This window comes from Lutispora sp. QWL-02 (assembly GCF_058315355.1).
On record NZ_CM177762.1, the window covers coordinates 2,218,818 to 2,243,503 of the forward strand.

The 24,686-nt window shown below is 36.8% G+C and carries 20 protein-coding genes and 4 pseudogenes; 20 read left to right on the forward strand and 4 right to left on the reverse strand.

The features are described 5' to 3' along the window. Nucleotides 1-47: 47 nt before the first annotated feature. From AC4HCY_RS10275 to aph(3')-IIIa, 5 genes and pseudogenes are all read left to right on the forward strand, one after another. On the forward strand, nt 48-2,312 hold the full coding sequence (locus AC4HCY_RS10275) for an ATP-binding cassette domain-containing protein (protein WP_491096108.1): 2,265 nt from the start codon (nt 48-50) through the stop codon (nt 2,310-2,312). A gap of 90 nt (nt 2,313-2,402) precedes the next feature. Continuing rightward, on the forward strand, nt 2,403-2,735 hold the full coding sequence (locus AC4HCY_RS10280; RefSeq protein WP_333783292.1) for a hypothetical protein: 333 nt from the start codon (nt 2,403-2,405) through the stop codon (nt 2,733-2,735). 14 nt (nt 2,736-2,749) lie between these two features. Beyond that, nucleotides 2,750-2,803: pseudogene (locus tag AC4HCY_RS10285) on the forward strand (hypothetical protein); the annotation flags it as partial. A 189-nt stretch (nt 2,804-2,992) separates the two neighbouring features. Next, nucleotides 2,993-3,253: pseudogene (locus AC4HCY_RS10290) on the forward strand (aminoglycoside 6-adenylyltransferase); the annotation flags it as partial. Between the two features lie 94 nt (nt 3,254-3,347). Further along, on the forward strand, nt 3,348-4,142 hold the full coding sequence (aph(3')-IIIa, locus tag AC4HCY_RS10295) for an aminoglycoside O-phosphotransferase APH(3')-IIIa (RefSeq protein WP_323431717.1): 795 nt from the start codon (nt 3,348-3,350) through the stop codon (nt 4,140-4,142). Between the two features lie 125 nt (nt 4,143-4,267). On the opposite strand, the gene AC4HCY_RS10300 is transcribed toward aph(3')-IIIa, so the two are convergent. Beyond that, entirely contained in the window at nt 4,268-5,122 is an 855-nt protein-coding gene (locus AC4HCY_RS10300; RefSeq protein WP_323431716.1) for an Hsp33 family molecular chaperone HslO, read from the reverse strand. An 89-nt stretch (nt 5,123-5,211) separates the two neighbouring features. On the opposite strand from AC4HCY_RS10300, the gene AC4HCY_RS10305 reads away from it, so the two are divergent. The 8 genes and pseudogenes from AC4HCY_RS10305 (at nt 5,212) to AC4HCY_RS10340 (ending at nt 14,958) form a co-directional block, all read left to right on the forward strand. Beyond that, complete coding sequence (locus AC4HCY_RS10305; protein WP_323431715.1) at nt 5,212-5,958, forward strand: MerR family transcriptional regulator; 747 nt, start codon at nt 5,212-5,214, stop codon at nt 5,956-5,958. Between the two features lie 253 nt (nt 5,959-6,211). Next, nucleotides 6,212-6,301, forward strand: a pseudogene (locus tag AC4HCY_RS10310) (GrpB family protein); the annotation flags it as partial. A gap of 87 nt (nt 6,302-6,388) precedes the next feature. After that, nucleotides 6,389-6,911: pseudogene (locus AC4HCY_RS10315) on the forward strand (aminoglycoside adenylyltransferase domain-containing protein); the annotation flags it as partial. Nucleotides 6,912-6,992: 81 nt separating this feature from the next. Further along, nucleotides 6,993-7,565, forward strand: coding sequence for a TetR-like C-terminal domain-containing protein (locus AC4HCY_RS10320; RefSeq protein ID WP_323431714.1), 573 nt, complete (start codon nt 6,993-6,995; stop codon nt 7,563-7,565). 196 nt (nt 7,566-7,761) lie between these two features. After that, a complete protein-coding gene (locus AC4HCY_RS10325) occupies nt 7,762-9,555 on the forward strand; it encodes an oleate hydratase (protein WP_323431713.1) in 1,794 nt (597 codons plus the stop codon). 109 nt (nt 9,556-9,664) lie between these two features. Beyond that, nucleotides 9,665-11,776: a P-loop NTPase family protein gene (locus AC4HCY_RS10330; protein WP_491096046.1), complete on the forward strand. Its 2,112-nt coding sequence runs from the start codon at nt 9,665-9,667 to the stop codon at nt 11,774-11,776. Beyond that, on the forward strand, nt 11,773-13,002 hold the full coding sequence (locus tag AC4HCY_RS10335) for a hypothetical protein (RefSeq protein ID WP_491096047.1): 1,230 nt from the start codon (nt 11,773-11,775) through the stop codon (nt 13,000-13,002). The genes AC4HCY_RS10330 and AC4HCY_RS10335 overlap by 4 nt, the downstream gene beginning before the upstream one ends. Before the next feature lie 12 nt (nt 13,003-13,014). Beyond that, nucleotides 13,015-14,958 carry a vWA domain-containing protein gene (locus AC4HCY_RS10340; protein ID WP_491096048.1) on the forward strand — a complete coding sequence of 648 codons (1,944 nt, stop codon included), beginning with the start codon at nt 13,015-13,017 and terminating at the stop codon, nt 14,956-14,958. A 528-nt stretch (nt 14,959-15,486) separates the two neighbouring features. Here AC4HCY_RS10340 and AC4HCY_RS10345 read toward each other — a convergent pair. After that, the gene (locus AC4HCY_RS10345; RefSeq protein WP_491094266.1) at nt 15,487-16,812 is read right to left on the reverse strand and encodes a transposase; all 1,326 of its coding nucleotides are present in this window, start codon (nt 16,810-16,812) and stop codon (nt 15,487-15,489) included. A gap of 150 nt (nt 16,813-16,962) precedes the next feature. On the opposite strand from AC4HCY_RS10345, the gene AC4HCY_RS10350 reads away from it, so the two are divergent. The 6 genes from AC4HCY_RS10350 to AC4HCY_RS10375 all read left to right on the forward strand — a co-directional run bounded on the left by AC4HCY_RS10350 (nt 16,963) and on the right by AC4HCY_RS10375 (nt 21,307). Continuing rightward, nucleotides 16,963-17,829, forward strand: a complete 867-nt coding sequence (locus AC4HCY_RS10350) for an AraC family transcriptional regulator (protein WP_491096049.1) — start codon at nt 16,963-16,965, stop codon at nt 17,827-17,829. Nucleotides 17,830-17,832: 3 nt separating this feature from the next. Then, nucleotides 17,833-18,288, forward strand: coding sequence for a GyrI-like domain-containing protein (locus AC4HCY_RS10355; RefSeq protein WP_323431708.1), 456 nt, complete (start codon nt 17,833-17,835; stop codon nt 18,286-18,288). A 1-nt stretch (nt 18,289) separates the two neighbouring features. After that, nucleotides 18,290-19,240 (forward strand): ABC transporter ATP-binding protein, encoded by a 951-nt coding sequence (locus AC4HCY_RS10360; RefSeq protein WP_491096050.1) that lies wholly within the window; start codon nt 18,290-18,292, stop codon nt 19,238-19,240. After that, nucleotides 19,240-19,995, forward strand: coding sequence for an ABC transporter permease (locus AC4HCY_RS10365; RefSeq protein ID WP_491096051.1), 756 nt, complete (start codon nt 19,240-19,242; stop codon nt 19,993-19,995). The genes AC4HCY_RS10360 and AC4HCY_RS10365 overlap by 1 nt, the downstream gene beginning before the upstream one ends. 380 nt (nt 19,996-20,375) lie before the next feature. Then, the gene (locus AC4HCY_RS10370) at nt 20,376-20,702 is read left to right on the forward strand and encodes a PadR family transcriptional regulator (protein WP_323431705.1); all 327 of its coding nucleotides are present in this window, start codon (nt 20,376-20,378) and stop codon (nt 20,700-20,702) included. Next, nucleotides 20,699-21,307 (forward strand): DUF2812 domain-containing protein, encoded by a 609-nt coding sequence (locus AC4HCY_RS10375; protein WP_491096052.1) that lies wholly within the window; start codon nt 20,699-20,701, stop codon nt 21,305-21,307. The genes AC4HCY_RS10370 and AC4HCY_RS10375 overlap by 4 nt, the downstream gene beginning before the upstream one ends. 303 nt (nt 21,308-21,610) lie before the next feature. On the opposite strand, the gene uvsE is transcribed toward AC4HCY_RS10375, so the two are convergent. Together uvsE and AC4HCY_RS10385 are read right to left on the reverse strand one after the other, a co-directional pair. Continuing rightward, on the reverse strand, nt 21,611-22,858 hold the full coding sequence (gene uvsE / locus AC4HCY_RS10380) for a UV DNA damage repair endonuclease UvsE (protein WP_491096053.1): 1,248 nt from the start codon (nt 22,856-22,858) through the stop codon (nt 21,611-21,613). Then, nucleotides 22,859-23,752, reverse strand: coding sequence for a helix-turn-helix domain-containing protein (locus AC4HCY_RS10385; protein ID WP_491096054.1), 894 nt, complete (start codon nt 23,750-23,752; stop codon nt 22,859-22,861). A gap of 138 nt (nt 23,753-23,890) precedes the next feature. Between AC4HCY_RS10385 and AC4HCY_RS10390 the strand changes: the two genes are divergently transcribed. Next, nucleotides 23,891-24,676: a TspO/MBR family protein gene (locus tag AC4HCY_RS10390; RefSeq protein WP_323431701.1), complete on the forward strand. Its 786-nt coding sequence runs from the start codon at nt 23,891-23,893 to the stop codon at nt 24,674-24,676. The last annotated feature ends 10 nt before the right edge of the window (nt 24,677-24,686 follow it).

The following is a 24,686-nucleotide window of genomic DNA, read 5'->3' on the forward strand; positions in this document are numbered from 1 at the left end:
TATTATACAATAAGAATGAGAACATATCAAGATTGGAGGTAAGTATTATCATTACTAATGAAATAATTATAAGCGGAGCAAAAGAAAAAAATTTAAAAAATGTGAGCGTATCCATACCCAAGAGCAAGATAACTTCCGTTGTCGGTGTTTCCGGCTCTGGAAAATCCGCATTGGTGTTCGATACTATTGCAGCGGAATCACAAAGGCAATTAAATGAAACCTACTCCAGTTTTATCAGGAATCGCCTGCCTCACTATGGAAAGCCCAATGTGGAGTCTATACAAAACCTGTCTGTTTCCATTATCATCAATCAAAAAAGACTTGGTGACAACAATCGTTCTACTGTTGGCACGGTTACAGATATTTATAGCTTGCTGAGGCTTTTGTTTTCAAGAATCGGCACTCCATTTGTTGGATACTCTGATGTATTTTCGTTCAATAATCCGCAGGGGATGTGCAAAGAATGTCAAGGGCTTGGAGTTGTGCAGGATTTTGATATTGACAAATTATTGGATAAAGAGAAATCCCTTAATGAGGGGGCTATCCGTTTTCCTACTTTTTATCCCGGCGGCGTCCGATGGAAACGCTATATACACACAGGACTTTTTGACAATGATAAAAAGCTGAAAGACTATACGCCTGATGAACTTGACACCTTGCTTTATAAATCCGGGTTCAAACCTAAAAATCCGACAAGCGAATGGCCTCCTACCTCAAAATACGAGGGTGTGATACCGCGTATTAAAAGAACGTACTTGTCAAAAAGCTGCCGTGACGCAAAGCTATATCAAGCAGATATTAACCGGGTTGTGATGGAAAAAGTTTGCCCGGTCTGTTCCGGCAGCCGGCTGAATCCTAAAGTATCCAGTTGCAAAATTAACGGGAAAAATATTACGGATTGCGCCAATATGTCAATTACGGAACTAATTGCTTTTATTGAGGCTATAAAAGTCAATCAAGTTGATACTGTGACACAGGCTATTTTACAGCAGCTTGCCTTTGCAGAAAGTGTTGGTCTTGGATATTTAACGCTGAATCGTGCCACTTCAACTTTGTCGGGGGGCGAATCACAGCGTATCAAAATGATACGACAACTTGGAAGCAGCCTGAATGGACTTATTTATATTTTTGATGAACCGAGCGTGGGTCTGCATCCGGCTGATATTTATAAAATTAACCAACTATTTTTCAAGCTAAGGGATAAGGGCAACACTATTCTGATTGTAGAACACGACCCAGACGTTATTCAAATTGCGGACAACATAATTGAAATAGGGCCTTATTCGGGAAAAAACGGTGGGCGAGTTATGTTTCAAGGGGATATGAACGCTTTTTACGCGACCCCCACCCTGACCTCAAGATACATGCTGCAAAAGCATAGTATTAAGAGCAATTACAAAAAACCGAGCGGCTGGCTTGAAATCAGCAATGCTTCTATGTTCAACATTCACAATGTAAATGTACAGATACCAAAAGGTATATTAACAATGGTGACCGGTGTTGCTGGTTCTGGGAAAAGCACTTTGTTTGATAGAATACTTCCGCAGCACTATCCCGAATGTGTCGTTATCAATCAAAAACCGATTACAACTAACCGTCGTTCCAACATTGCTACTTTCACCGGCATCTTTGATGATATAAGAAATTTGTTTGCGCGTAAGAATAGTGTGAGCGATGCATGTTTCAGCTTCAATTCAAAGGGAGCCTGTCCGAATTGTAAGGGGCTTGGTTTAGTCGAGCTTGACTTGGCCTTTATGGAAAGTGTGACAGATGTATGCGAGGTTTGTGGTGGGAAACGCTTTATTAAACAAGTGCTGAAATATTTGTGGCACGGAAAAAGCATTAGCGATGTGCTTGATATGGATGTTGATGAAGCGGTAAGATTTTTCATGGAACCGCAAATAACCGACAGCTTAAGCCAACTGAAAAAAGTTGGTTTAGGATACTTGAGTTTAGGGCAATCTCTTACCACATTATCTGGTGGAGAACTGCAACGGTTAAAATTAGCCACTGAATTAGGACAGCCGGGAAAAATATATGTGTTTGACGAACCAACAACAGGGCTGCATTTTTCTGATATAGAAACACTGTTAGCAGTGTTTGAAGAATTATTAAATCATGGCTGTACACTAATTGTAATTGAACACAATTTAGAGATGATTTGTCATGCGGACTGGGTAATTGATTTAGGCCCCGGAGCCGGAGAACAGGGCGGCAAAATTATGTTTGAGGGAACACCGCAAGAGCTGCTTAATTGTAAACAATCCGTTACAAGTGTTCATCTAAAACAGTATTTAGGCGGCCAGAGGTAAATATTTGGAAAACAAACGAACAATTATGAGCCGTATTGTGGCGATTGGCCGATAGTTATGTAATTAAAAAGTAGTAGCCAAACGGCGGTTTTGAAGAACGAAAACCAAAGCCGCTTTTCTCCATTCATCAACCTGTTACCCGGGAAGCAATTTGCAAACATGATGAATGGAGCGGCTATATTGTACGCAATCAGGCAACAAGTACACCTTGCGGTTAGCTATTCCGCTATCGTTTCCCAAATCAACTTGACTCCGCTTAAAAAGAGTCAATCTGTGCGGCTGAGTGAATTGATTTCTGCAAAAGAAAAAGAGCGGGACGAACTGGAAAACAGCTTAGACATTGAAAATCCGTTTTTGGCTACCTTCCGAAAATATGACAACATCGACAAACTGACAGAGAAAATTTCCGATATGAGCCGGTAATCATCCATGGAGATTTGGGATCATCCAATATTATTTTTGATGCAGAGAAAAAAAGAGTCAGCGGGATCATTGACTTTGGACAGACATCCGTTGATGACCCTGCTATCGACATCGCCTCACTGATTTGTCCCATGGGCTATGGCGAAGACTTTATAGAGCTTATATTAATAAATAGAATTTTATTTATTGTTAAGGTATTATATAGTCAATATATAAAAGAAACTTCAACGCACATATTAATAAAATTGGAGGGCTTTATGAGGACTGAGCAGGAAATGATGGATTTGATACTTGATATAGCACGGCAGGACAGCCGTATCAGGATCATGACAATAGAAGGATCACGTACCAACATTAATATTCCTAATGACGAATTCCAGGACTACGATGTCACATACTTTGTAACAGATATGGAAGCTTTTATTTCAAACGATGAATGGCTTAAAAGCTTCGGGAATATTATAATGATGCAAAAACCGGAGGATATGGAGTTGTTTCTGGCTGAAGAGAAAGGCTTCATTATGCCTACCCGGAATATGATGAAAATATAACAAAATATACCCTGGACATGTATAAAAAATATGCAAACTAATATAAGGAAGGAAAATATAAATGGCTATACTGGGAATATCACCGGAATTGAAAAAACTGATTAAAGAATACCGATGTGTAAAAGATACGGAAGGAATGTCTCCTGCCAAAGTATATAAATTGGTCGGAGAAAATGAAAGCTTATATTTAAAAATGACGGACAGCCGGTATAAAGGAACCACATATGATGTGGAACGGGAAAAGGACATGATGCTATGGCTGGAAGGAAAGCTGCCTGTCCCAAAGGTTCTGTACTTTGAACAGCATGATGGCTGGAACAATCTGCTCATGAGCGAGGCCGATGGTTTCATATGCTCAGAGGAGTATGAAGCTGAACAAAACCCTGAAAAGATTATCGAACTGTATGCTGAGTGTATCAGGCTCTTTAAATCCATCGACATATCTGATTGTCCATTTAATAATAATATAGACAGGCGCTTGGCCGAGCTGGATTATTTGCTGAACAACAATTTGGCTGATGTGGATTGGGAAAACTGGGAAGAAGACACACCATTTAAAGATCCGCGCGAGCTGCATAATTTTTTGAAGATGGAAAAGCCCAAAGAGGAATTAGTCTTTTCCCACGGCGATCTGGGAGACAGCAACATATTAGTGAAAAATGGCAAGATAAGCGGCTTTATTGATCTTGGGAGAAGCGGTAAGGCGGACAGGTGGTATGATATTGCTTTCTGCATCAGGTCTATTAGAGAGGATATTGGAGAGGAAAAGTATGTTAAGCTATTTTTTGACTTACTGGGGATTGAGCCTGATTGGGAGAAGATAAAATATTATATTTTACTGGATGAATTGTTTTAGTTCTCAGGATTTAGGCAGAGAATTGATCTCTGCGGATGCACTTGAGCATAAAAAGATTAGATGTCAAAAAGCTCATGGTTAAAGGCTTTTAGACATCTAATCAAAGGTAATCCTGAATACAAATATTACTTTGCAACGGATATACCGAACAACTCTGCAATTTCATTATAAGGAAAGCAATATTTCTTGCCACATGAGGAACATGCAGCTTCAAGCGTTTGTTTGTTTTTTATAATTTCATCTATTTCAGCCGGTGAAAGCGAAAAGATAATGCCATAATACTGCTCTTTTACACAATCACATTTATACTGAACAGGTTTTTGAGACATATAATCAAAGTCTGAGTTCAGAAGTTTATCCCACATATCTACATCGATCCTAATATACGGATTATGAAAAAGACTTATATTTTTTGTAATTACGCTATTAAAATCCGAAATAATAGATTTGGTTTCTCCAGGTAAAAGCTGAAGCATTACTCCTCTTGCCAATACCGCATTTCTGTTATTGTCAAAATTCAGAAACAACCGCATATATGTCGGCAGCTGTTCACTTTTTCTGAAATAATTCTCCAAATTCTTAGCAACAGAGGCATAGGACATTTCCACAATTCCTGTATATCCACTGAAACGTCCGTTATCTCGATTTACAGTGATAAAACCGCGGTTGCCAAACACTGCTTTAGTTTGCGCAGGGGTGAACCCTTCCTTGATTAAGCCGCGTATATTGCCGCTGGCATCAATTAAGCCTGTCATTTGCCGGTTAGAACAGTCACCTGTAAACTTAATAAACAATTTTTCATTATCCACAAGCGAACCGGAGAGGATACTCATTGCAGTAATAAATTCCAGATATACCGGCTCAAGTGTTTGGTTAAGTTGTAAATTACCCTGAGCCTGTCTTATGAGGTCGGTTGTTTCACTGTAAAAAATGCGGGCTCGTTTATTATATCCAAGTGCATTTATAACATAATTATTCATAGCAATCACTCCTTGACATAAATTACTGTTTCTTATAAAGTTTAAAATATAACGTAGCGTTATGTTCAAGTATTTTTTAGAGGGAATTTATGAAAATAACAAAATTTGCTGAGTTAATGGGAGTAAGCATCCGTACCTTGCACTATTACGATGAAATCGGTCTGCTTTCCCCATCCAGATGTGATATAAACAATCGAAGAGAATATAGCGGCAACGACTTTTTGCAGATGCACCTGATCCTGTTTTTAAAGGATATGGGCTTGTCTCTTATGCAGATTAAGGCCATTATGGATGATCCTGCATATGATCGGGCAACAGCAATTAAAATGCAAATTGAACATCTAAAAAAAGAGAAAGAAAAGATCGATAAAAAGCTCATATTACTTCAAACGGCAGTATTTGAAACAGCGGATATTTTAGAAAGACCATATGAAGCTATGTGGAGCAGCCTAGAGCAAGATGTCAAAGAATATCCGGCGCTATTTAGTGAAAAAGAAATGAATTACGGTGCAGAGATTCTCAACAGTATGCCCGGTGACATGAAACGGGATATATCAGATGCAATGGAAAAGCATATGCAGAAGCTTGCTGAGTTGGTGGGACAGGAACCGTCATCCATCAAGGTTCAAAAGGCTGTAAAGGAATACCATAACTATCTTAACAAAACTCATGGTGGCATTTATACTCTCGATCGCTTTGCGAAGCTTGGCAATTATTATATAAATAGCGAAGCTTTCCGAAACCATCTTGAAGAGATAAAAGAAGGCTTTTCTGAGTTTATTAAAGAGGCTATCTCAAATTATGTAAAAAGTTCTCTTGATAAAGGAAATGAATAATTTCGGACATTATTAAGATAAAATGGCTTTTCATAGGTACAGGCTTACTGATTTTTGTACTTGGTATATTTATGCTCTGTAATAAAGTGCTGATTGAGGCAGGGAAGCCAGCCTCTAAACCTGAGTTGTAGCTTTAGAGGATTCAGATATGGATAAGTAAAAAAGAGAGCCGCTATAAAAAATGGCAACACCATGGAGGAATATACACGCTCAAAAACAGAATTTATTCAAAAGGTGATCGATGCAGCGAGAAAAGAATAAGTGGCGGCATGTACAGCACTACGCAGATGCCAAAACATCAATAGTCCAGGAAATCATGGAACGAGCGAATGGTATTAAGTAGCATTATGACCGCATTAAATATTTTTAAAGCACCAATAAGAGGTAGAAAGGAGTGTTAAATATAGTTTTAGATGAAAGGAGATCTCAGTTGAGTATATATTTGAGTAACAAAAAAATACCGAAAGAAGCAATTCAAGCATTAAAAATTATAGAGGAACTGCTTGATAGTATATTAGTTGGGGTATATTTATATGGTTCTGCTGTAATGGAAGGTTTACGCATTAATAGCGATGTAGATATTTTGGTGGTAACAAATCATAGTTTATCTGAAAGAACTCGAAGAGAACTTACAGATAGGCTAATGACTATATCTGGGAAAATAGGAAACACAAATGCTATGAGACCACTTGAAGTTACAGTTATAAATCAAGTAAGAAAAAATGGCATTAATCTTTCTGGACCAAAAGCAACAGAAGTACTTGAGCCTGTACCAATGACAGACATACGAAGAGCGATTAAAGAATCTTTACCCGGGTTGATAGCGGATATTAAAGGTGATGAACGCAATGTAATTTTAACTTTAGCCAGAATGGGCAATACCTCAATTACCCAATGAGCATGCAGCTTTACTCAACCTAGCTAAAAAAGCTTGGACTAAATTTTGCCGTGATCATGTGATAGCAGTTTATTTGCAAATAACTTACCATGTGTTATAATTTTGAATGCAGACAATGCATTAAGGAGGCGGCGACTTGGCACAGCAATATACCAGAAAAATGATTCGTGAGGCATTCATAAAGATGCTGAATGAGCTTCCGCTTAACAAAATCACAGTTACGGCTATTGTTAAAGAATGTGAGATCAACAGAAATACTTTTTATTATTACTATACAGATATTTATGCAATTCTGTCAGAGATCTTCCAAACAGAACTTCAGACAGTCATTGATGAATATAATGATACACTCTCTTGGGAAGAAAGCTTTATTGTGGCTGCTAAGTTTGCTTTAGAAAACAAAAAAGCTATTTATCATGTATATAATTCCATGCAAAGAGAAGAATTAGAGGACTATATATACAATGTATCAGGAAATGTCATGATTCGGTATGTTGAAAAAGTAAGCGGCGATATCCCAGCCTCTTCAGGGGATAAAAAACTGATTGCCTCCTTTTATCAGTGTGCCCTCACTGAAATGGTATTACGCTGGATTGCTTCCGGAATGAAGGAAGACCCTGATACTATCGTCAGACGAATCGGGCAGCTCTTCGATGGATACATTGCCCTATCCCTTAAGCGAAGTGCTGGTTTAATCTCAATGCCTTAATATTAGACAAATTAACTGCGGTGTTCGAATTTCGAACACCGCAGTTTGTTTATCTAATGTGAAAGACATAAAGAAGCTATATTATAAGTATAAGCAAATCATACAGACAGCAACTATTCACAAAGTTAAAGAAAGAAATCCAAATATGATTATAGTCTTTAGAAGACTATTAAAAATTTAGAAAGAAGGAGATAAAATGAAACTAAAAACACATGATGATAGGCTTACACTTACAAATGGAAATTATCATTCTTTAGTAAATGCAAGAAAGCCTGAAGGAATTGATGATAAAAAGGCTTATTTAATTGGTACAGGAATTGGTGCTTTGGCTGCGGGCTGTTTTTTGATTCGTGACGCTCACATGGATGGAAGTAATATTACTTTTTTAGAGCAATTAGATATTCCTGGAGGATGTTTGGACGGCCAAGTTCGCCAAAACATTGGTTATGTGGCACGTGGCGGACGTGAACAGGGACATCATTTTGAGGTTTTATGGGATTTGTTTAGTTCCTTGCCATCTACAGAAGATCCCAATATGACCGTGTTAGACTATTTCTATTATACAAATCATGACGACCCAAATTTTAGCAATTGCCGTATTACTAATAACCAAGGCGAACGCTATGATAATGGAAAATTCAATTTAGGTCAAGACTTGGCAAAAGAAATAGCTGCTTTTACAATGATGACAGATGAAGAACTTCAAAACAAATCCATTGAAGATATTTTTTCTGAAGAGCTTTTAAACACTGATTTCTGGACAATATGGAGAACAATGTTTGCTTTTGAGAACTGGCATAGTGCTTTAGAGATGAAATTATATATGAATCGTTTCATCCATCATGTTGACGGCTTAACAGATCTTTCAGCACTACAATTTTCACGCCATGATCAGTACACTTCATTTGTAAAGCCTATGGTTAAATATTTGGAAGACCATGGTGCTAAATTTGAATATGGAGTCACTGTTGATAACGTTGAGTTCTCAATTTCAAATGATAAAAAAGTTGCAAATAGAATAGTTGCAAGGGATAAAAGAGGAAATGATATTTCTATTGACTTAACAGAAAATGACTTAGTACTTATTACCAATGGTTCCATGACTGAAGGTAGTGGATATGGTGATGACAATACTCCAGCTCCATTTAACAAGGAACCAAAAGGATGTTGGACTTTGTGGAGAAATATAGCAGCTCAATGTGATGAATTTGGAAATCCAGATAAGTTCTGCACAAGTACAGAAAAATCTAATTGGGAATCTTGTACAGTAACTTGTCATGATGAACGTGTTCCTGAATATATTGAAAAGATTACAAAACGTTCCCCATATACTGGACGCACTGTAACAGGCGGTATAGTCACAGCAGTTGACTCTTCCTGGTTGATGAGCTGGACTATAAACCGTCAAGAACAATACTATGGTCAACCTGAAAAAGACGTTGTTGTTTGGGTATATGGATTGTTCACTGATGTTCCTGGAGATTATATTAAAAAACCTTTAAGGGATTGCACCGGTAAGGAAATTACAAAAGAATGGTTATATCATATAGGGGTTCCTACAGATAAAATAGAAGAATTGGCAGAAAGCTGTACTGCAGTTCCTGTTATGATGCCATTTATTACATCAATGTTTATGCCTCGTGAATTTGGAGATCGTCCTTATGTTGTACCAAAGAATGCAGTAAACTTTGCTTTCCTTGGACAATTTACTGAAACATTGGATGATCCGGGACGTGATACTGTATTTACTATCGAATACTCAGGACGTACAGCAATGGAAGCAGTATATGTATTGACTGGAGTTGAAAAAGGAGTTCCCGAGGTATTTGCTTCGAGATATGATATCCGCTATTTGTTAAATGCAGGTTTGAACTTATTGGATGGTGAAAAACCAAAAATGGATTTGCCGCCATTAGTTAAACGTAAAATTCAAAAGCAAATAGCTGGAACAGAAATTGAAAAGTTATTGAAAGAATATGGAATTATTTAATTACATTTAGAATTAGATAATTTGATTAAAATCCCGAATTTCAAAAAAATCGGGATTTTAATTTATATGCAATTATTATAATAAACATCATAAAATGGAGGAAACTTCTATGAAAGAGCAAAAAAATATTAAGCAAGATTATATTCCTACTATAGAAGAAATGCAAAGCTGGTATGAAGATGATTTGCGCAGGGAAGCCTTAAAATCATTAGAATACGAGAATAATAAAAAAATAGAAGAACAAGGATCGTTTTTTAAAACTTTTCGAAAATTTGAAGAAGGAGATGACAAAAATGCTCCTGATTCTAAAAAAAATAATATTTATTACGATAAGTATAAAGCTTATGTAGAAGAAGAAACAGTAAATGTGGGAAAAAAGATACTAGAAATTGAAAATTTAATAGAATATGAAAGGTTTTTTCTTCGATTCGAGAGGAGAGTTAATAGCGAGAGTAATAATTACGGCCCATACGGGAGTAATTCAGCTACAAGATATCGCATTGATCGCATAGAAAAACTGGAAAGAGAATTAGAGAAAATCCTAGAAAACTCTCCGGAAGCCTGGGAATTTTATTATAAACGTCAATTGATAAGAGATATACAGACTCAACACCAACAGCGTTTAGTAACTGTCCCTTATGTAGTTAAAGCAAAACAAAAAGTAATAGACTCACTGAATTTAGGTGTTCCTGTATATATTGTAGGACATTTAGGAAGCGGTAAAACCCAATTAGCAACTGAAGCAGCTATGGATTTTACTATCCAAAATAAAATGCAAAAAGAATTAGAAGACAAAATGGAGGAATGGTTTTCTGCCAATCCAAATGTGAAAGAAAAAGATGCCATTCAAAAATTTAAAGAATTTAATGAAGAAAGAAAGCTCTACTATAAAAATATATTAACCAATGGAAGTAAAGAGGAAATAGAAGCTTTACAGCCGCTATTTATATCTGGTTCACATAATTTAACCTACGAAGATATGTTTGTGGAGAAAACCTTGTCCCTTACACACAGTTTCTCACAGGGATCCTATGCGGATTATCTGAATATGATTATAGGAGATTTTTATAAGTGGATGGATGAGCACAAAGCAAGATTGGAGCAGATGACAGATGAAGAGCAGCTGCAGCTTAAGATTCAGATATGGAAGAGTTTTTCTGATTTATTGGTAGCAAGTAATAGTAGCTTTGGTACTGTAATCAAAAAAATAGAAAGAGAAATTTTGATTGCAGTAAAGGAAGGCCGCCCTGTAATCGTAGACGAATTAAATACAATTGCCATGCAAAACTTAATTGCTTTGAATGATATATTGCAGCGTCATGCAGGAAGTACGGCTTACATTACAGGAGTTGGCCCTATTTTGATTAAACCTGGATTTGGATTTATCGGCACAGGAAATCTATCAACCCAAATGGTCAATTATGATGGAACAAATGAGCTGAATCCAGCCTTTAAATCACGATTTGTAACGATTGAATACAATTATGTGCCTCAAAAGATAACTGGTTCGTTGGAAGATCAAGAGTTCCTGTGGGAGAATGAACTTTTTAGAATAATAATAGCACAATTGGCTGACAAAAATGGGAATATTCATATTCCTGATTCCAAAAGAACATTAGAAGAATTGTTTCGCTTTTCTCAGTTGTGCAGGGTTACTCAGAATGTTTTTATGGGCAAGTGGAAGGAAAATGAAGTTGAAAAAGATTCCGGGCTGGATGAACCGGAGCTTAGAGAATCTGTATTATCAATCCGAAATATTTTGCACGTATTAGGTGATTGGAATCAAGGCGAAGAAAAAGACTTGAGCAAGGCTTTGTGGGATGGTTTTATTAGTTCAATAACTTATCCTGACGACCAAAACTATATTCTCTCACAAGCGGTGCGTTTTGGCTTTTTCCCTGCAGTAGAAGGATGGAAGATTGAGACAAAAGGCATAGGAGAATCAACGACAACATATGACGAAATTCGTACCCGCCCATATCACTATGTTCGCCCAGCAATAGAAACTTTAAGCTATTTAGACGTAGTTCATCTGGTATTTGGGAAAGGAACCCTGAGGAGAACTTTGCCAAAAGGACTAAAGGAACGCTTTAAAACTGATATTGATGATTCACTGCGGATTGATGCGAAAAAATATCAAAAACTAGATCAGCAATTATCTCATTTAGAGCATTCCAAAGATCTGCTTGAATACTTAGAAGATAATGAAGGAGAAAAGTGAAAATGAATTTGTCAGTAGACAGAAAGGATTTCAAGAATCAGGTTAAAGATTTAAGAAAAAAGCTGGATGGATGCCTAACGAACGGGATTTTGGATGATAGCTTCCAAGAACAATTGGACAAACTTTCACAAATAGAACAAGATTTATTAACTGAATTAATTCCCTATTACCGGGTTTATGCAAATAATATAAAAAAGACATCAATGCAGATAAAACCCATAAAACAATTGGGAGCCTTTAGTTTTGATAGTTTCTTACAAACTGCATTGAGGATTAATGAAAATCTTTTTATTACAAGCGGTATAGATGGAAAAGTTCAATTTTTTTATATTGCAGATGATTCTGATAATAATCAAATTGAAGGAGAGTGGAGCTCCCCTATTAAAGAAATAAAAGAGAGGGTTTCCTTTATATATAAATTGAATGATAAAGAAATTTTGCTTTTTGGAGTCAGAGGGGGATGCTATCTGCTTTCAAGCGATAATTTTAGCCAAATGCCTGATGTTAATGGACAGGTTAAAGTTAAAAGGATTCAAACAGAACATGATTTTAATGGATTTGGAAGGTGTTTAGCAATTAATGATAATTTATTTGCAGTGGAAAATGGAGACGAAAAGTTAAACTTACTTAAAATAATAAAAGAAAAAGATGAATATCGTCTTGTTTTTCATAAAGATATATGTTGCACTATTCCAAATTGGACTGCATTGGAAAAAATAAGTGACGATTATTTTGCAGCTGGGACAAAAATGGGGGAATTATATTTTATCAAATATGAGAACAAGCAGCTTACTATTACAGAAAAAATTAATTTTCTAAATGATGAAATAAGGCAAATTAGATGCCTGGAGGATGAAAATGGCAGCAAGAGTTCCCTTATGGCGATAGGAAATAAAGGGCATCTTAAGATATTTTCTCTATATGAAGATGCAAAAACCGTAAAAATAGAATTGGGCAATTTAAAAGGCAATTTGTTTGATGTTCAATCTAAAAAAGGTACAGCTGTAGTTTTAAGTGAAGATGGAATCATATACTTACTTGAAGAGAATTTCGGAAATTGGTATCTAAATGATGAGGCGGCAATCAAGGATGTCTTTTTTACAAATGTCATAAAACTAGATATTTCAAAATATTTGCTTATGGATGTAGAAGGTAAATTAAATCTGTTGGACATTGATCGAATTGATACACCAAAAGACTTGTGGGCTATGCCGCTGTATCATTAGGAGGAAATGAGTATGTTTGACTTCGATGAACAAACTTTAATTGAAGAATCTAAAAATCATTGCGAAGAATTTTTGCAAAGAGAACAGCGCTCATTGGCCACATTTACGAGAGATCCTAGTTTGATTTATATTCCTGACCCAAAATTAGAAAGATTTCTATTAGATCCATCCAAAGGAGTTTTATACTTGCCGCTTCAAAGCTTTTTGGGTGAAAAATTAGATGACAATCAAATCATGTGGCATATCTACTACGAGTTAGCCCTATACCCTGATTGGAAAAAGCAAACTAAAAAATATCTGAATAGAAAAAAAGATTGGCAGAAAGAAATTGATCGCATGACAAGCTATATTCTAGATAGGATAAAAAAAGAAGGAATGGAAAAAGATCAAGCATATCAACCCAAAATTATTTCGAATTATGTAAGAAAAGAAATTCTTGATTTGTTATATCTATTGGATAAGCAGATATCATTTCTGAGAGTTTTGCAGATGTGTCCTATATACAGGGATGAAGAAGATTTCCGGAAAATTGTTTCATATATGAGACAAACAGGCAGGACCATTGAGTCGATTTCTCAAATGCCTAGGCATAGAGCTTTTGCAAACAGTTTCCTAATTATTGAATTATACAAAAGAGAGCCTAAGATCGAAGGATGTGTAGAAAATCCATTTGACAGAAAAATTTTCAATCAACCTTTTTTTGACTTTATTCATTATCAATTAGTTAGACAGATAAATAACGGTCAAGGAATTATAGAAAGAGATCCATTTATTCGTTCTTTTACCTTTCCAATTTTTGAGCAATTGTGGAAAGAAGAAATCGATGAAATGGTGTTTTATAAATCAGAAGGACAGAATAAAGATCAAGGCAAAGGAAGTGAAAATCCTTTTGAACAATCTAAAGCGGATGACATAGTGGATTCACTGGAATCTACGCAGGAAGAAGAGAAAGAGATACTAGAAGAAATGTTAGATCAACAAGACCAAATAAGCTCAAACGTAAAAAATACAATACAAGGTAAGGTAGATTTAGAGCCTTATGGGGTTAGCCAGGCCGATCAACAGTTATTTCAATTTTATTCAAATAAAATGAAATCGGAAAGAGAACAAATGCGTAAATTTTGGAAAAAGCTGATAGGGGATGCAAAAAAGGAAGTAAGCGTAAAAAAGGATGGTCAAACAAAGGGAAAACTAGATGTCGATAGCTTAGTTAAATACTATCCAGATTTTATAGAAGCGGAAAAAAAGGGGAATTACAAAAATATCCCTATTTTTAATAGATACTTACTAGAGCCTCAGACAGATATAATGCCTGAAAGAATAGAGATTTCTTTTGTGATAGACAACTCAGGGTCAATGAATGCGTCAAAAATTGAGGCGGCAAGAAAAGCTCTGGCAGTGACATTGCTGTCAATTGATGATTTTAATCGATATTTGAAAAGCAATGCAGAACAATTGAATCAAAAAGTAGAAGTTTTAAGCGAAACCTGGTTTTTTGGCAGTAAGTATTATAATGTTAAAGAATTTAACACTAAAAATGCAAAGAAAAAAGAAAAAAGCGACATAATTAGCTCAATCGTAAAGCTGGATGCAACAGATGGAGCAACCGATGATGGAAGCTGTCTTAGGGAAATATCCGATAGAATTGCGCCCATGCAGGAAAGGGAACTCAAAAATGGAAAGCAAATAAAGATAGTCTTCGAAATTACAGACGGTGCATCAAGTTTTCCAGGAGCAGCAAAAGAAGCTGTACAGGGATTGTTGTCCAAAAATGTGGAAGTCTATGCGTTCCAAATAGGAAAAAATAGCGAAACAAATGAAAAGATTTTTAATTTCGTATGGAATGAAGGATACAAACAACCACACGGGGTAATGATTGGTGAACAAGTAGAAAAACTGCCGAAAGAACTGCTAAAAGCAGTAGAAAAAAATATGCAGTCTATTTTTAATAAATAGCTCAGGCTGTTTACATACATAAAATGTCAGCAGTCTGGAGGATAAAATCCTTGCAATCATCCGGAAAGATAAACTGCCTAGTGAGAGGGGACGTGGTCTTGCCGTTTATCTTGTTGAGAGTTTACGTTAAGCCAATATACGGTCAGCCGAAGGCTTTCAAAAATTCTTTCTACGTTAAAAAAATTAATAGAGATGTAGTTTAGTAGCAAGCAGCCCACACTTTTATTATAAAAAGTGTGGGCTGCTATTGTTGATATATAAATTTTATTGCGATAAAGTAGAGTTTACAAAAGAGGACATAAAAAGCGAGGAATAAATTTACTTTACATAGTATGATTTTGTAGGTGTTCAGTAAAGTGAAATAAATTGGTTACGGACACCAAAAAGTAACAGTAATTAACAGTAAAGCAATAACAAAAGGACTGATCATTGAAAATTAAAAAAGGTGCAGTTGATAGGAAGAGTTTACCATTGTAAAATGGCAGAGCTTAGCTAAACATAGGAGTAAAGGATTAAATTTCCTATGGATTAAGCGGCATTTTTCTGGTAATCTATACTCTCAAGGACTTCAGCTATGGCTTTTGCATGTTGGGTCATGCATACCAAGGCAGTCCTCACGAAGAAGTTTTTTGTACCCCGGAATAATGGGGACTTTAATCCGTTATTGAGGACCGTATCGCCGATCACAGATTCGATGCGTGCTCTTCTTGAGTATAGGTCTTTCCAGAGTTGCGAGCCTCTAGGGACTTGTGTAAACCAGCGGATGTCATCTTCAATGTGAGTATAGACTGTCTTGCCATAGTTGGAATCACAACAAGGTTTATCACACTTAAGCTTCTTAGCTAATTTCTTTGATGCTTTCAAAGGGCATCGCCACTTGTATCTACGCTTCTTTCTATCAATTCCCCAGTAATAGTAAACATGACCGGCAGAACAAACAGGTAACCCGTATTTATTCTCTTGTGTAGGAGTTTGCGAGTTTCTTGGGTTGATCGCGATAATCGGCTTACCACCCAGCAAAGAGATCCACCAGTAAATGTAGTATGCATCATAGCCTGAATCCAGGATGACATGGTTAAAATCCACTTTCATATCGTGATAAAGGTACATTAAAAGATGTGAAGCTACTTTGGAATCATGGACATCGGCTCCTGCAACAAAAAAAGTAAGCGGTAAACATTTGGATTGATTATCAACTATAGGGGTTGCTGCAAAATGTAGTCCATAGCCTATTAAATATCGGTCAAGGTTATGGTCATATCCTTTGGTGGCTTCTGGGTCTTTACACATAGAACATTTAAAAGGCTTAATGCTATTGCTGGAGCACCTACAGTACTTTTCCGGAACATACTTCTGCTTACAGAAAGTCTTGACCTTGCAACCATCAAAAATCACTTTATCATGGGGATCAATAATACCAAGCGCAATGGATTTATTGACGAATACAAGTTCAAATATCTTCTTAAGCAACGTACCCTGAGTCATGATATCATTTATGTCAAAATCCTCTCCAAACAGGTTAGACATAAACCAAGAGAAATAGGCTTTTGAGGGCGTTTTCTCAGGGGTAAATCCGGATAGGTAAGCATACCGGGGTGTATCTTTTAGTTCTTTGACCCATTTGTTAATGGATGTAAAACCTGCAAGATACATCACTAATAGTGACCTTAAAGCATCTTGAGGAAGATAATTTGCGATACGTCCCCATGGATTGCTGGAGTAAAAACGTTTACAAAGGTCATAGACACAAGAAAGATCAATATGTGAAAGAATTTTTGCAATACTATCAGTTTGTTTAACGTTCTGATAGAGATTTAATCTATAAGCTAAATGGCTTTGATTTGGTGGTAACAAATGACCTCATCCCCCTTCCTAAACCCCTATTTTAGCAGGTTTGGAGCATGTGAGGTGAAGTTACTTGTTTCCAGTTACTATAAATCAAGTAAAATCAATGGGTTCAGCTTTGCTGAACACCGACTATGATTTTTACAAGGAGGTGGAGAAATGGAGTGGCTAAAAAAGTTAAGCAACGCTATTGATTATATCGAAAAGAACTTGGATAACGAGATCTCATGTGAGGAAGCAGCAAAAATAGCGTGTTGCTCGCCTTATTATTTCGGACGTATGTTTACCTATGTAGCCGGTATTCCGTTGTCTGAATATATCCGCCGCCGGAGAATGACACAGGCTGCCTTTGAATTGCAATCCACAGATACAAAGGTACTGGATGTTGCACTTAAATACGGATACAATTCCCCGACATCTTTTAACCGGGCGTTTCAGAGCGTTCATGGAATTTCTCCCTCTGCTGCCAAATCTCAAGGGTGTGTGCTTCATGCATATCCCTCCATTAAATTTTCCGTTAAAGTTACAGGAGGTGATGCTATGCCATATCGTATGGAAGAAAAAGAGTCTATGAGGATTGTAGGTATACGCATTCCATTAACAGAGGACATGGAGGAAAACCAAAAACTGGTTCCGCCTTTTTGGAACAGAGCATTACAGGATAACCGATTCACAGAAGTCTGCGAACTGTCTAATAAAAATCCGGATGCAGTGCTGGGTGTTACTGTTTATCAAAATCCGGATGAGATTTATTATTATATTGCAGCTGCGACGGATCAGCCCGTTCCTGCAGGAATGTCTGAATATGAAATCCCGGCAGCAACATGGGTGATATTTGAAAGTGACGGACATTTCAAAGAATCCATTCAAAATATCTTCAGACGTTTTCTTACAGAATGGCTTCCGTTTTCAGGGTATGCTTACGCAGAACTGCCGGACGTAGAAGTGTATCCCATCAGTAAAGAAAAACCACAAGAGGGGCATTCCGAAGTATGGATTGCTATAAAAAAGGAAAAGGGGAATTAAAAAATGGAATACCAAATTGAAATCAGAGATATTGAACCGATTCGAGTTGCTTTTCTGAGATACAAGGGAATTGCAGCAGAGGCCAACAAGGTTTTTCCCAGTGTTTTTCAGTCTATTAAAGGAAAGACAAGCGGCGCGCCATTTTTTTGCTATTATGTGATGAATCCTGAAACAAAAATGGGTGAAATGGACCTGTGCGTACCAACTGAGGAAACACCCGTCAAAAATGGAATTGAAATAAAAGAATTTCCTCCTATTAAAGCAATCAGCGTTACACATACTGGTTCTTATGAGACCCTGCATAATGCTTATACAGCAATTGACCGATATGCGGCTCAACATAATCTCCAGCTTAGGCTGCCATTTAGAGAGGTTTTCATCAAAGGACCCGGAATGTTCCTGAAAGGGAACCCCGCCCAATATGTTACGGAAGTTCTATTCCCTATTAAGGAGGAATAATATGCTCGCTATTCGAACCGAAAAGTTAATAAAAAAGTATAAGAACGGCGTACAGGCATTAAATGGCTTGAACGTAACAGTCAAGAAAGGAGAAATTTTCTCACTTTTAGGACAAAATGGTGCGGGAAAATCAACGCTTATTAATATACTGACCACTTATCTGGCTCCTACCTCCGGTCTTGTTACCATGTTTGGAAAAGACATTTACAGGGAAGCGCCCGAAATTCGCACACAAATATCCTGCGTGGCACAGCGGACTTCCATTGATACGCATTTGTCCCTTACGGAAAATATGATGTTTCAAAGCAAGCTCTACAAGGTGCCGAAAGCCGAAGCAAGAAAGCGGATGGAAACCTTGATTGCCTGCTTTGGATTAGAGCGATATTTAAAACACCCTGTCTCCTCTTATTCCGGGGGAATAAAAAGACGGCTTGATATTGCACTGAATATGATGTCAAATCCAAAAGTATTATTCTTGGACGAGCCAACCGTCGGTATGGACATTCAATCCCGCACGGCAATGTGGGACATGATGAAAAAAATCAGAAATGATTTTGGAACCACGATTTTTTTGACAACCCATTATTTAGAGGAAGCTGACCGATTAAGTGATACCATATGCATTATGAAGAATGGGAAAGATATACTTCAAGGTACTCCTCATGCTCTCAGAGAATACTTGCGACAAGACATGCTGAAAATAAGCTTTGCATCAAAAGAACAAGCTCAAAACTGTTTTGAGTCATTAAAAAGTGTTGTAGATCTGAAAGAATCTGACTTGCGCCGTGATAAAATTATTGCCGGTTTAAAAAACGGGCATAACGATTTAGAAAAAGCGAATTGGTGGCTGCTGGAGCATGCTATTCCTTTCTTGGGGATAGAAATTATGCAGCCTACTTTGGAAGACGTTTTTATCAGGCTAACCGGTGAAGATGGTAAGGGGGCATGCTGATGGATGTTTTTACTCTACTTCAGCGCAATATTAAGTGGCGCTTTCACAACGCTTTTACTATTGTAATGACAATTCTGCAGCCTATACTTTGGCTGGTTTTATATAGCGCTGTTGCCGGACAGTCCATGCAGGGTATTGGAATTGAAAACTATACGGCCTTTATTCTTCCTGGGCTTGTTGTACTTGTAAGTTTTGGAGCTTGCAGCAGCAGCGGTATCATGAATTATCTGATGAAAACCGATGGGAGTTTTTACAGGGTGTTGATTGCCCCGGTTCAAAGAAGCTCAATTGTACTGGGTCAAGTATTAGAAGCAGTATTATGTACTTTTATTGAAGCTGCTATTATGTGCATTGTCAGTCTGTTATTTTCTGTAAAAATTGCTTCTGGGTTTATAGGAGCGCTCCTAATTGCTTTGTTGATATTTATGACAGCATTTTTTATAGCAGGACTTACTTATGCGATTAGCCTTTGCCTTCCTAATGAGGTCATTTACGAAACCGTGATGAACGCAATTGTCTTGCCAATCTTCTTTCTAAGCACGGCATTATTTCCGGCAGACAGATTATCAGGGGGCTTGGCAATCGCAGTTAATCTAAACCCGTTTACTCAAGTAATTAATGTGTTAAGAGATTTGATTTTACATGGAAATATTGCTGTCCGCGATGTTACATTTGTATTTCTTTTACTTGCGGTTATGTGCAGTATTAGTTTTTCATGGGCATTGCACAGACTAAAAAAGGAAACAAGCTTATAACCATAGACCTTTTACTCAGTTTAGGGTTGGATGGTAATCAACAATAGATAATATTAGCGTTGTGACTATTTATTCAGGACTTGTAAGAACTGAGTAAGTAATAAAGTCGGTAGAATTTTTTGACTTGTCTAATTCTGAATCAACAGAATTTATTGAATCGAAAATTGACGCTTTTGTATCCGCAAGTCACGTTGAGAGTATAATTCTGATGACGTATTGGGGTTAAAAGGAAGAGGAGTCAACCACAAGATATTGTGGTTTTGAAACAAAAATTGGGCTTAAAAGCATTATCGCATGATAATGCTTTTTCTATTGACACATATTACAGTTAGTGATATAGTTATTACAGTAACCGTAATAACTATACAGGAGGGGAAATGATGAGAGACAACGCAAAAGGCGGTGCTTTAACAGAAGTAACTTTTTTTATATTGCTGTCTTTATATACTCCAAGTCATGGATATGGAATTATGAAATTTGTAGAAGATAAAACACAAGGCCGTTTAATTTTGGGAGCAGGTTCGCTCTACGGTGCGATAAACACCTTGCAGGAACGGAATTGGATAATGCCTGTTGACGATGGAAGCGGCAGAAAAAAAGAATATGTTATTACAGAGATTGGTAAGGAAATAGCAGAAGCAGAGATGAAAAGACTAAAAAGCTTAATCAATATAGCGGAAGAAATTATTGGGGGGCAAGAACAATGAAAAAATGTTATCGTTTTTTTGGCGGATTTTTGGATACTCAGGAAAACTGGTTAAATCAAATGGCACAAAAAGGGTATCGACTAATAAAAACAGGGAAAATGACTTATGATTTTGAAGAGTGCCAGCCTGCTGAATATCAATATGCTATTGAGTTTGTTGCTCAACAGAGTTTTAAAAAAGAAAGAGAATATAGGGCTTTTTTAGAGGAACTCGGTTATAAAGTGTTCTATAAAAATGCCAATCTCAATTTTTCAGCAATCAAATTGAGATGGAGACCATATGGCAGCGGTATGGGGCAGATTTCCACTAAACCCGGGAACTATAATAAAGAATTATTTATTGTTGAAAAAAGGAATACCGGCAAACCTTTCGAGCTGCATACCACAAATTCCGATAAATTCAATTATTACAAGTCCTTAAGAAACGCGTGGCTGGTAACTGTCGTTATGCTTTTAACCTTCGTTGCTTGGCAATTTATTGATAAAGGGTTTATTTCCAAGGGGGTAATTGCATTTGGCATTTTGGGAATATTATGTTCCATACCGACGATAAGATATCAGAAGAGGATCTCGGCCTATTCAGTTCGTGCAAACATTGAAGAATAGCTGCTGTCATCCTTATGCTCACGGTACTGATGGCGGCTGACGGTATGAGCAGAAACCGGATATTGTTTATATCAGGCCTAAGGTCAGCCGTTATTATACTTGGTGTACTCATAATCAATATGATGATATACTCAAGGCCATCGAGGCATGGACGGCAATATCATTTGATGAAAATCGGGAATATGCTTACATACTGCCATTCATAGGTCTAATCATTGAGACAAAAGGTGGTTTGCTGAGATAAATACAGTTATTTTCATCAATCAGAATCATTCATCTTTCTAAAGGTACTGGAAATCCAAATTACAAAATAAAGTAATAGGACTTGTTCATATACTTAACATCATATTTCTTGCATAGCTTTCTTAAATGGCCCTTTATCTTATCCTTGTTTTCCACAGGCTCTCTTAAAAGGTTATTAAAAATTTCCTTTTCCTTTTCTGTTGCTCTATTCTTTACATATCCGTATACATGATGGGCAGTGTTTACAAAACTTCCCTCTTGAAAGGGCATGCTCAGGCATTCATCCATGTAAATGTAAACCTCAGATATTGGGATATTTGAATTTATGAGATTGCTACATTGTTTACAAAAGGAATAGTTTTTCTCCATTATAGAGTATTTGTACTTTGCCCACTGATCTGTTCTTTTTGAGACGGGCAGAATCTCATCTAAGGAGTATATGCATTTTATTGCCGATATTTCCTTATCTTTGACCTCTAGCATTACATCCGCTTCAATACCTTTGATGCTTTCCATGTAATTCAAAAAATTTTCTGTTACTACGGACTTTGAGTGGGCTCCCCCTTTTTTCACCGTATCCTGATCCGAATAATGAAACTTGACCCTTCCGTCATCTTCTTTCCAAGTATCTTTAACACATGAGATGATATTCTTCCATTTAAGGCTGCAGGGATTGAGTTTATGATGGAGGTTGTCAAAGACAGCAGGAATTTTAAGAAGGTTACAAATCTCAAGAATATCCTCAATGGTGTAGCTCTTATCATCATTCTCTATTACAAGCCTCTTCTGGGCGGAAGGAGAAAGCCTTTGAAAGTTTTCAACAAACCTCTTGATAGCGAAATTCTTGTCTTCGTATACACCACCAACATGGAGTACTAGCTTGTTTGTGTAGTCAACATTAAGTGCATCTAAAAATCTGCAGTGATACTCCAGATCTGCAAGACTCTTTTGAAGTACCTCTTTCTTCGGGGAGTTAAGGACAGTATATTGACCGGGATGCATGGATATCCTGATCTTGTTCTCCCTGATAAAGACACCGATTTTTGAAAGCTCTTCTCTAAAAATCTCCCACCAAGCTATTTTATTTATTGAATGGCTACCAAAGGGGATTATGTCGGAGCTTATTCGAAAAAGGTATATATTACTATCAACGTTCCATCTGAGTATGTTCATTAAATCATTTAAATTGTCCATAACACACTCCTTAAAAACTTCCTCCTTAAAATTCTTAAGAAGAAAGCTTCTAGAGGTTCTATAAGGTATGGAAATGGGAGTACAGGCATAACCGATCCGACCATTGGTGATCAATTAAATTCCTCCCTTCTCTATTGCCCTGCTTACATCTTCAAGGCTTAAACCATAAAAATCTGCTCCGCTCTCTCCACAAGGGTCCTTGCAGTTTAAAAAGGCTAAACCGCCTACTATTATCCTTGGAACTTTATTATCAAAGTAGTTTCTAAGTGCTGCTATGGTATTCTTTGCAGCTTCTATATGATAGGGCATGGTAACAGAAAAGGCTATTATATTCGGTTTAATAATTTCAATAGCTTTAATAATACTCAAAACAGGTACATTAGAGCCAATATAGGTTACCTCCCGGCCCTCTAGCTCAAGAAGGTCGGCTATCATCTTAAGGCCAATGTTATGCATTTCGGGACCTGGAGTGAGGGCTAGCACTGAGTGGGACTCGTTCTTGTTTTTTCTCTCCCTAACCTTCAGTTCCCTCATAATATCCATTACTACCTCAGAAATATAATGCTCCTTCCAAACATCTATATTGCCCCTTTCCCAAAGTACGCCAACTTCCTTAAGTGCTCTGCCGAGAATCCCAAAATAAATATCTCTTATATTAACTTTACTTTCACGAAGATTATATATAAGTCTCTCTGCCTCCTTACGGTCTCCCTCAATGAGAAGGCGCAAGAATATTCTGCAGGCTTCATCAAGGGATTTAAAAGCCATAATCTTTGTATTAATTTCCTTTTTAGAGAGGCTATCTATATCTCTTCCTAAAAGGTAATCCAAAGTAACCTCAAAGAGGCTTGCAATCTTAGCTAGTTTTTCTGTGTCTGGCACCCTGATGCCTTTCTCATAGTTGGACACAGTGGCTTGACCCACACCAAGGAGGTCCGCAAATTCTCTTTGAGTGTATCCATTTAATTTTCTCAGGGATTTTATTTGCATCGAAAGTTCTATGTTCATTTTACACCTCTTTTCAAGATATAATATATCACAGAACATAATAATAATAAATATAAATCTTGAGATATTACTATGCGTGATATATAATTGACTTAGGATAGGTAATAATATCTAAATACTCATTTGAGGAGGAAATATATGAATATTGTCAAAGACGCATGGATTAATCTTATATTTTTGGTAGCTGCCCTGGCAATTAATTTATTAGGTGCTATAGGGTTAATCAATGGCTTTACACAAAAACAAATATCGGATATGTATGTTACTTTAATAACACCAAGTCCAACTACTTTCAGTATATGGAGTGTTATCTACTCATTATTGATTATTTCAGTTATTGTAATGATAGTTAAAAGAAATGATCCGTATTATCAGAGCGCTATAGATCAAATTACATTACTATTTAGAATCTCTTGTATTTTAAATATAGCTTGGATTATTGCTTTCTCTTATATGCTGCTTGAACTATCCGTACTTTTTATTCTAGGATTTGTAATAATATTATCCTTAATATGCCAGAAACTTCTTAAAATACAGAAAGGAAAACACTGGATTCTTCCTTTAAGCTTTGGGCTTTATACAGGTTGGTTATTTATAGCAACAGTTGTTAATATAGCAGCTACACTTATCAAGTTAGAATGGAGCAGATTCGGTATTTCTGATGATGTTTGGGCTATCATCATTCTTATAGTAGCAGTCTTATTAATCATTGCAACGCTTTTAAAGAACCTTAATGCTGCTTTTCCCCTTCCGGTTGCATGGGCTTACTTTGGAATTTATCAATTCTTAAGTTCACCAGAAGGCTTTAACGGGGAATTTCCTATTGTGCAAATGGTATCCCTTGGTGGAATGGCAATCCTCCTAGGTGTTGCTGCTATCCAATTATATAGGAATCAATTTTTAATTCTTCCTTCACGTGATTAAAAATTACTAG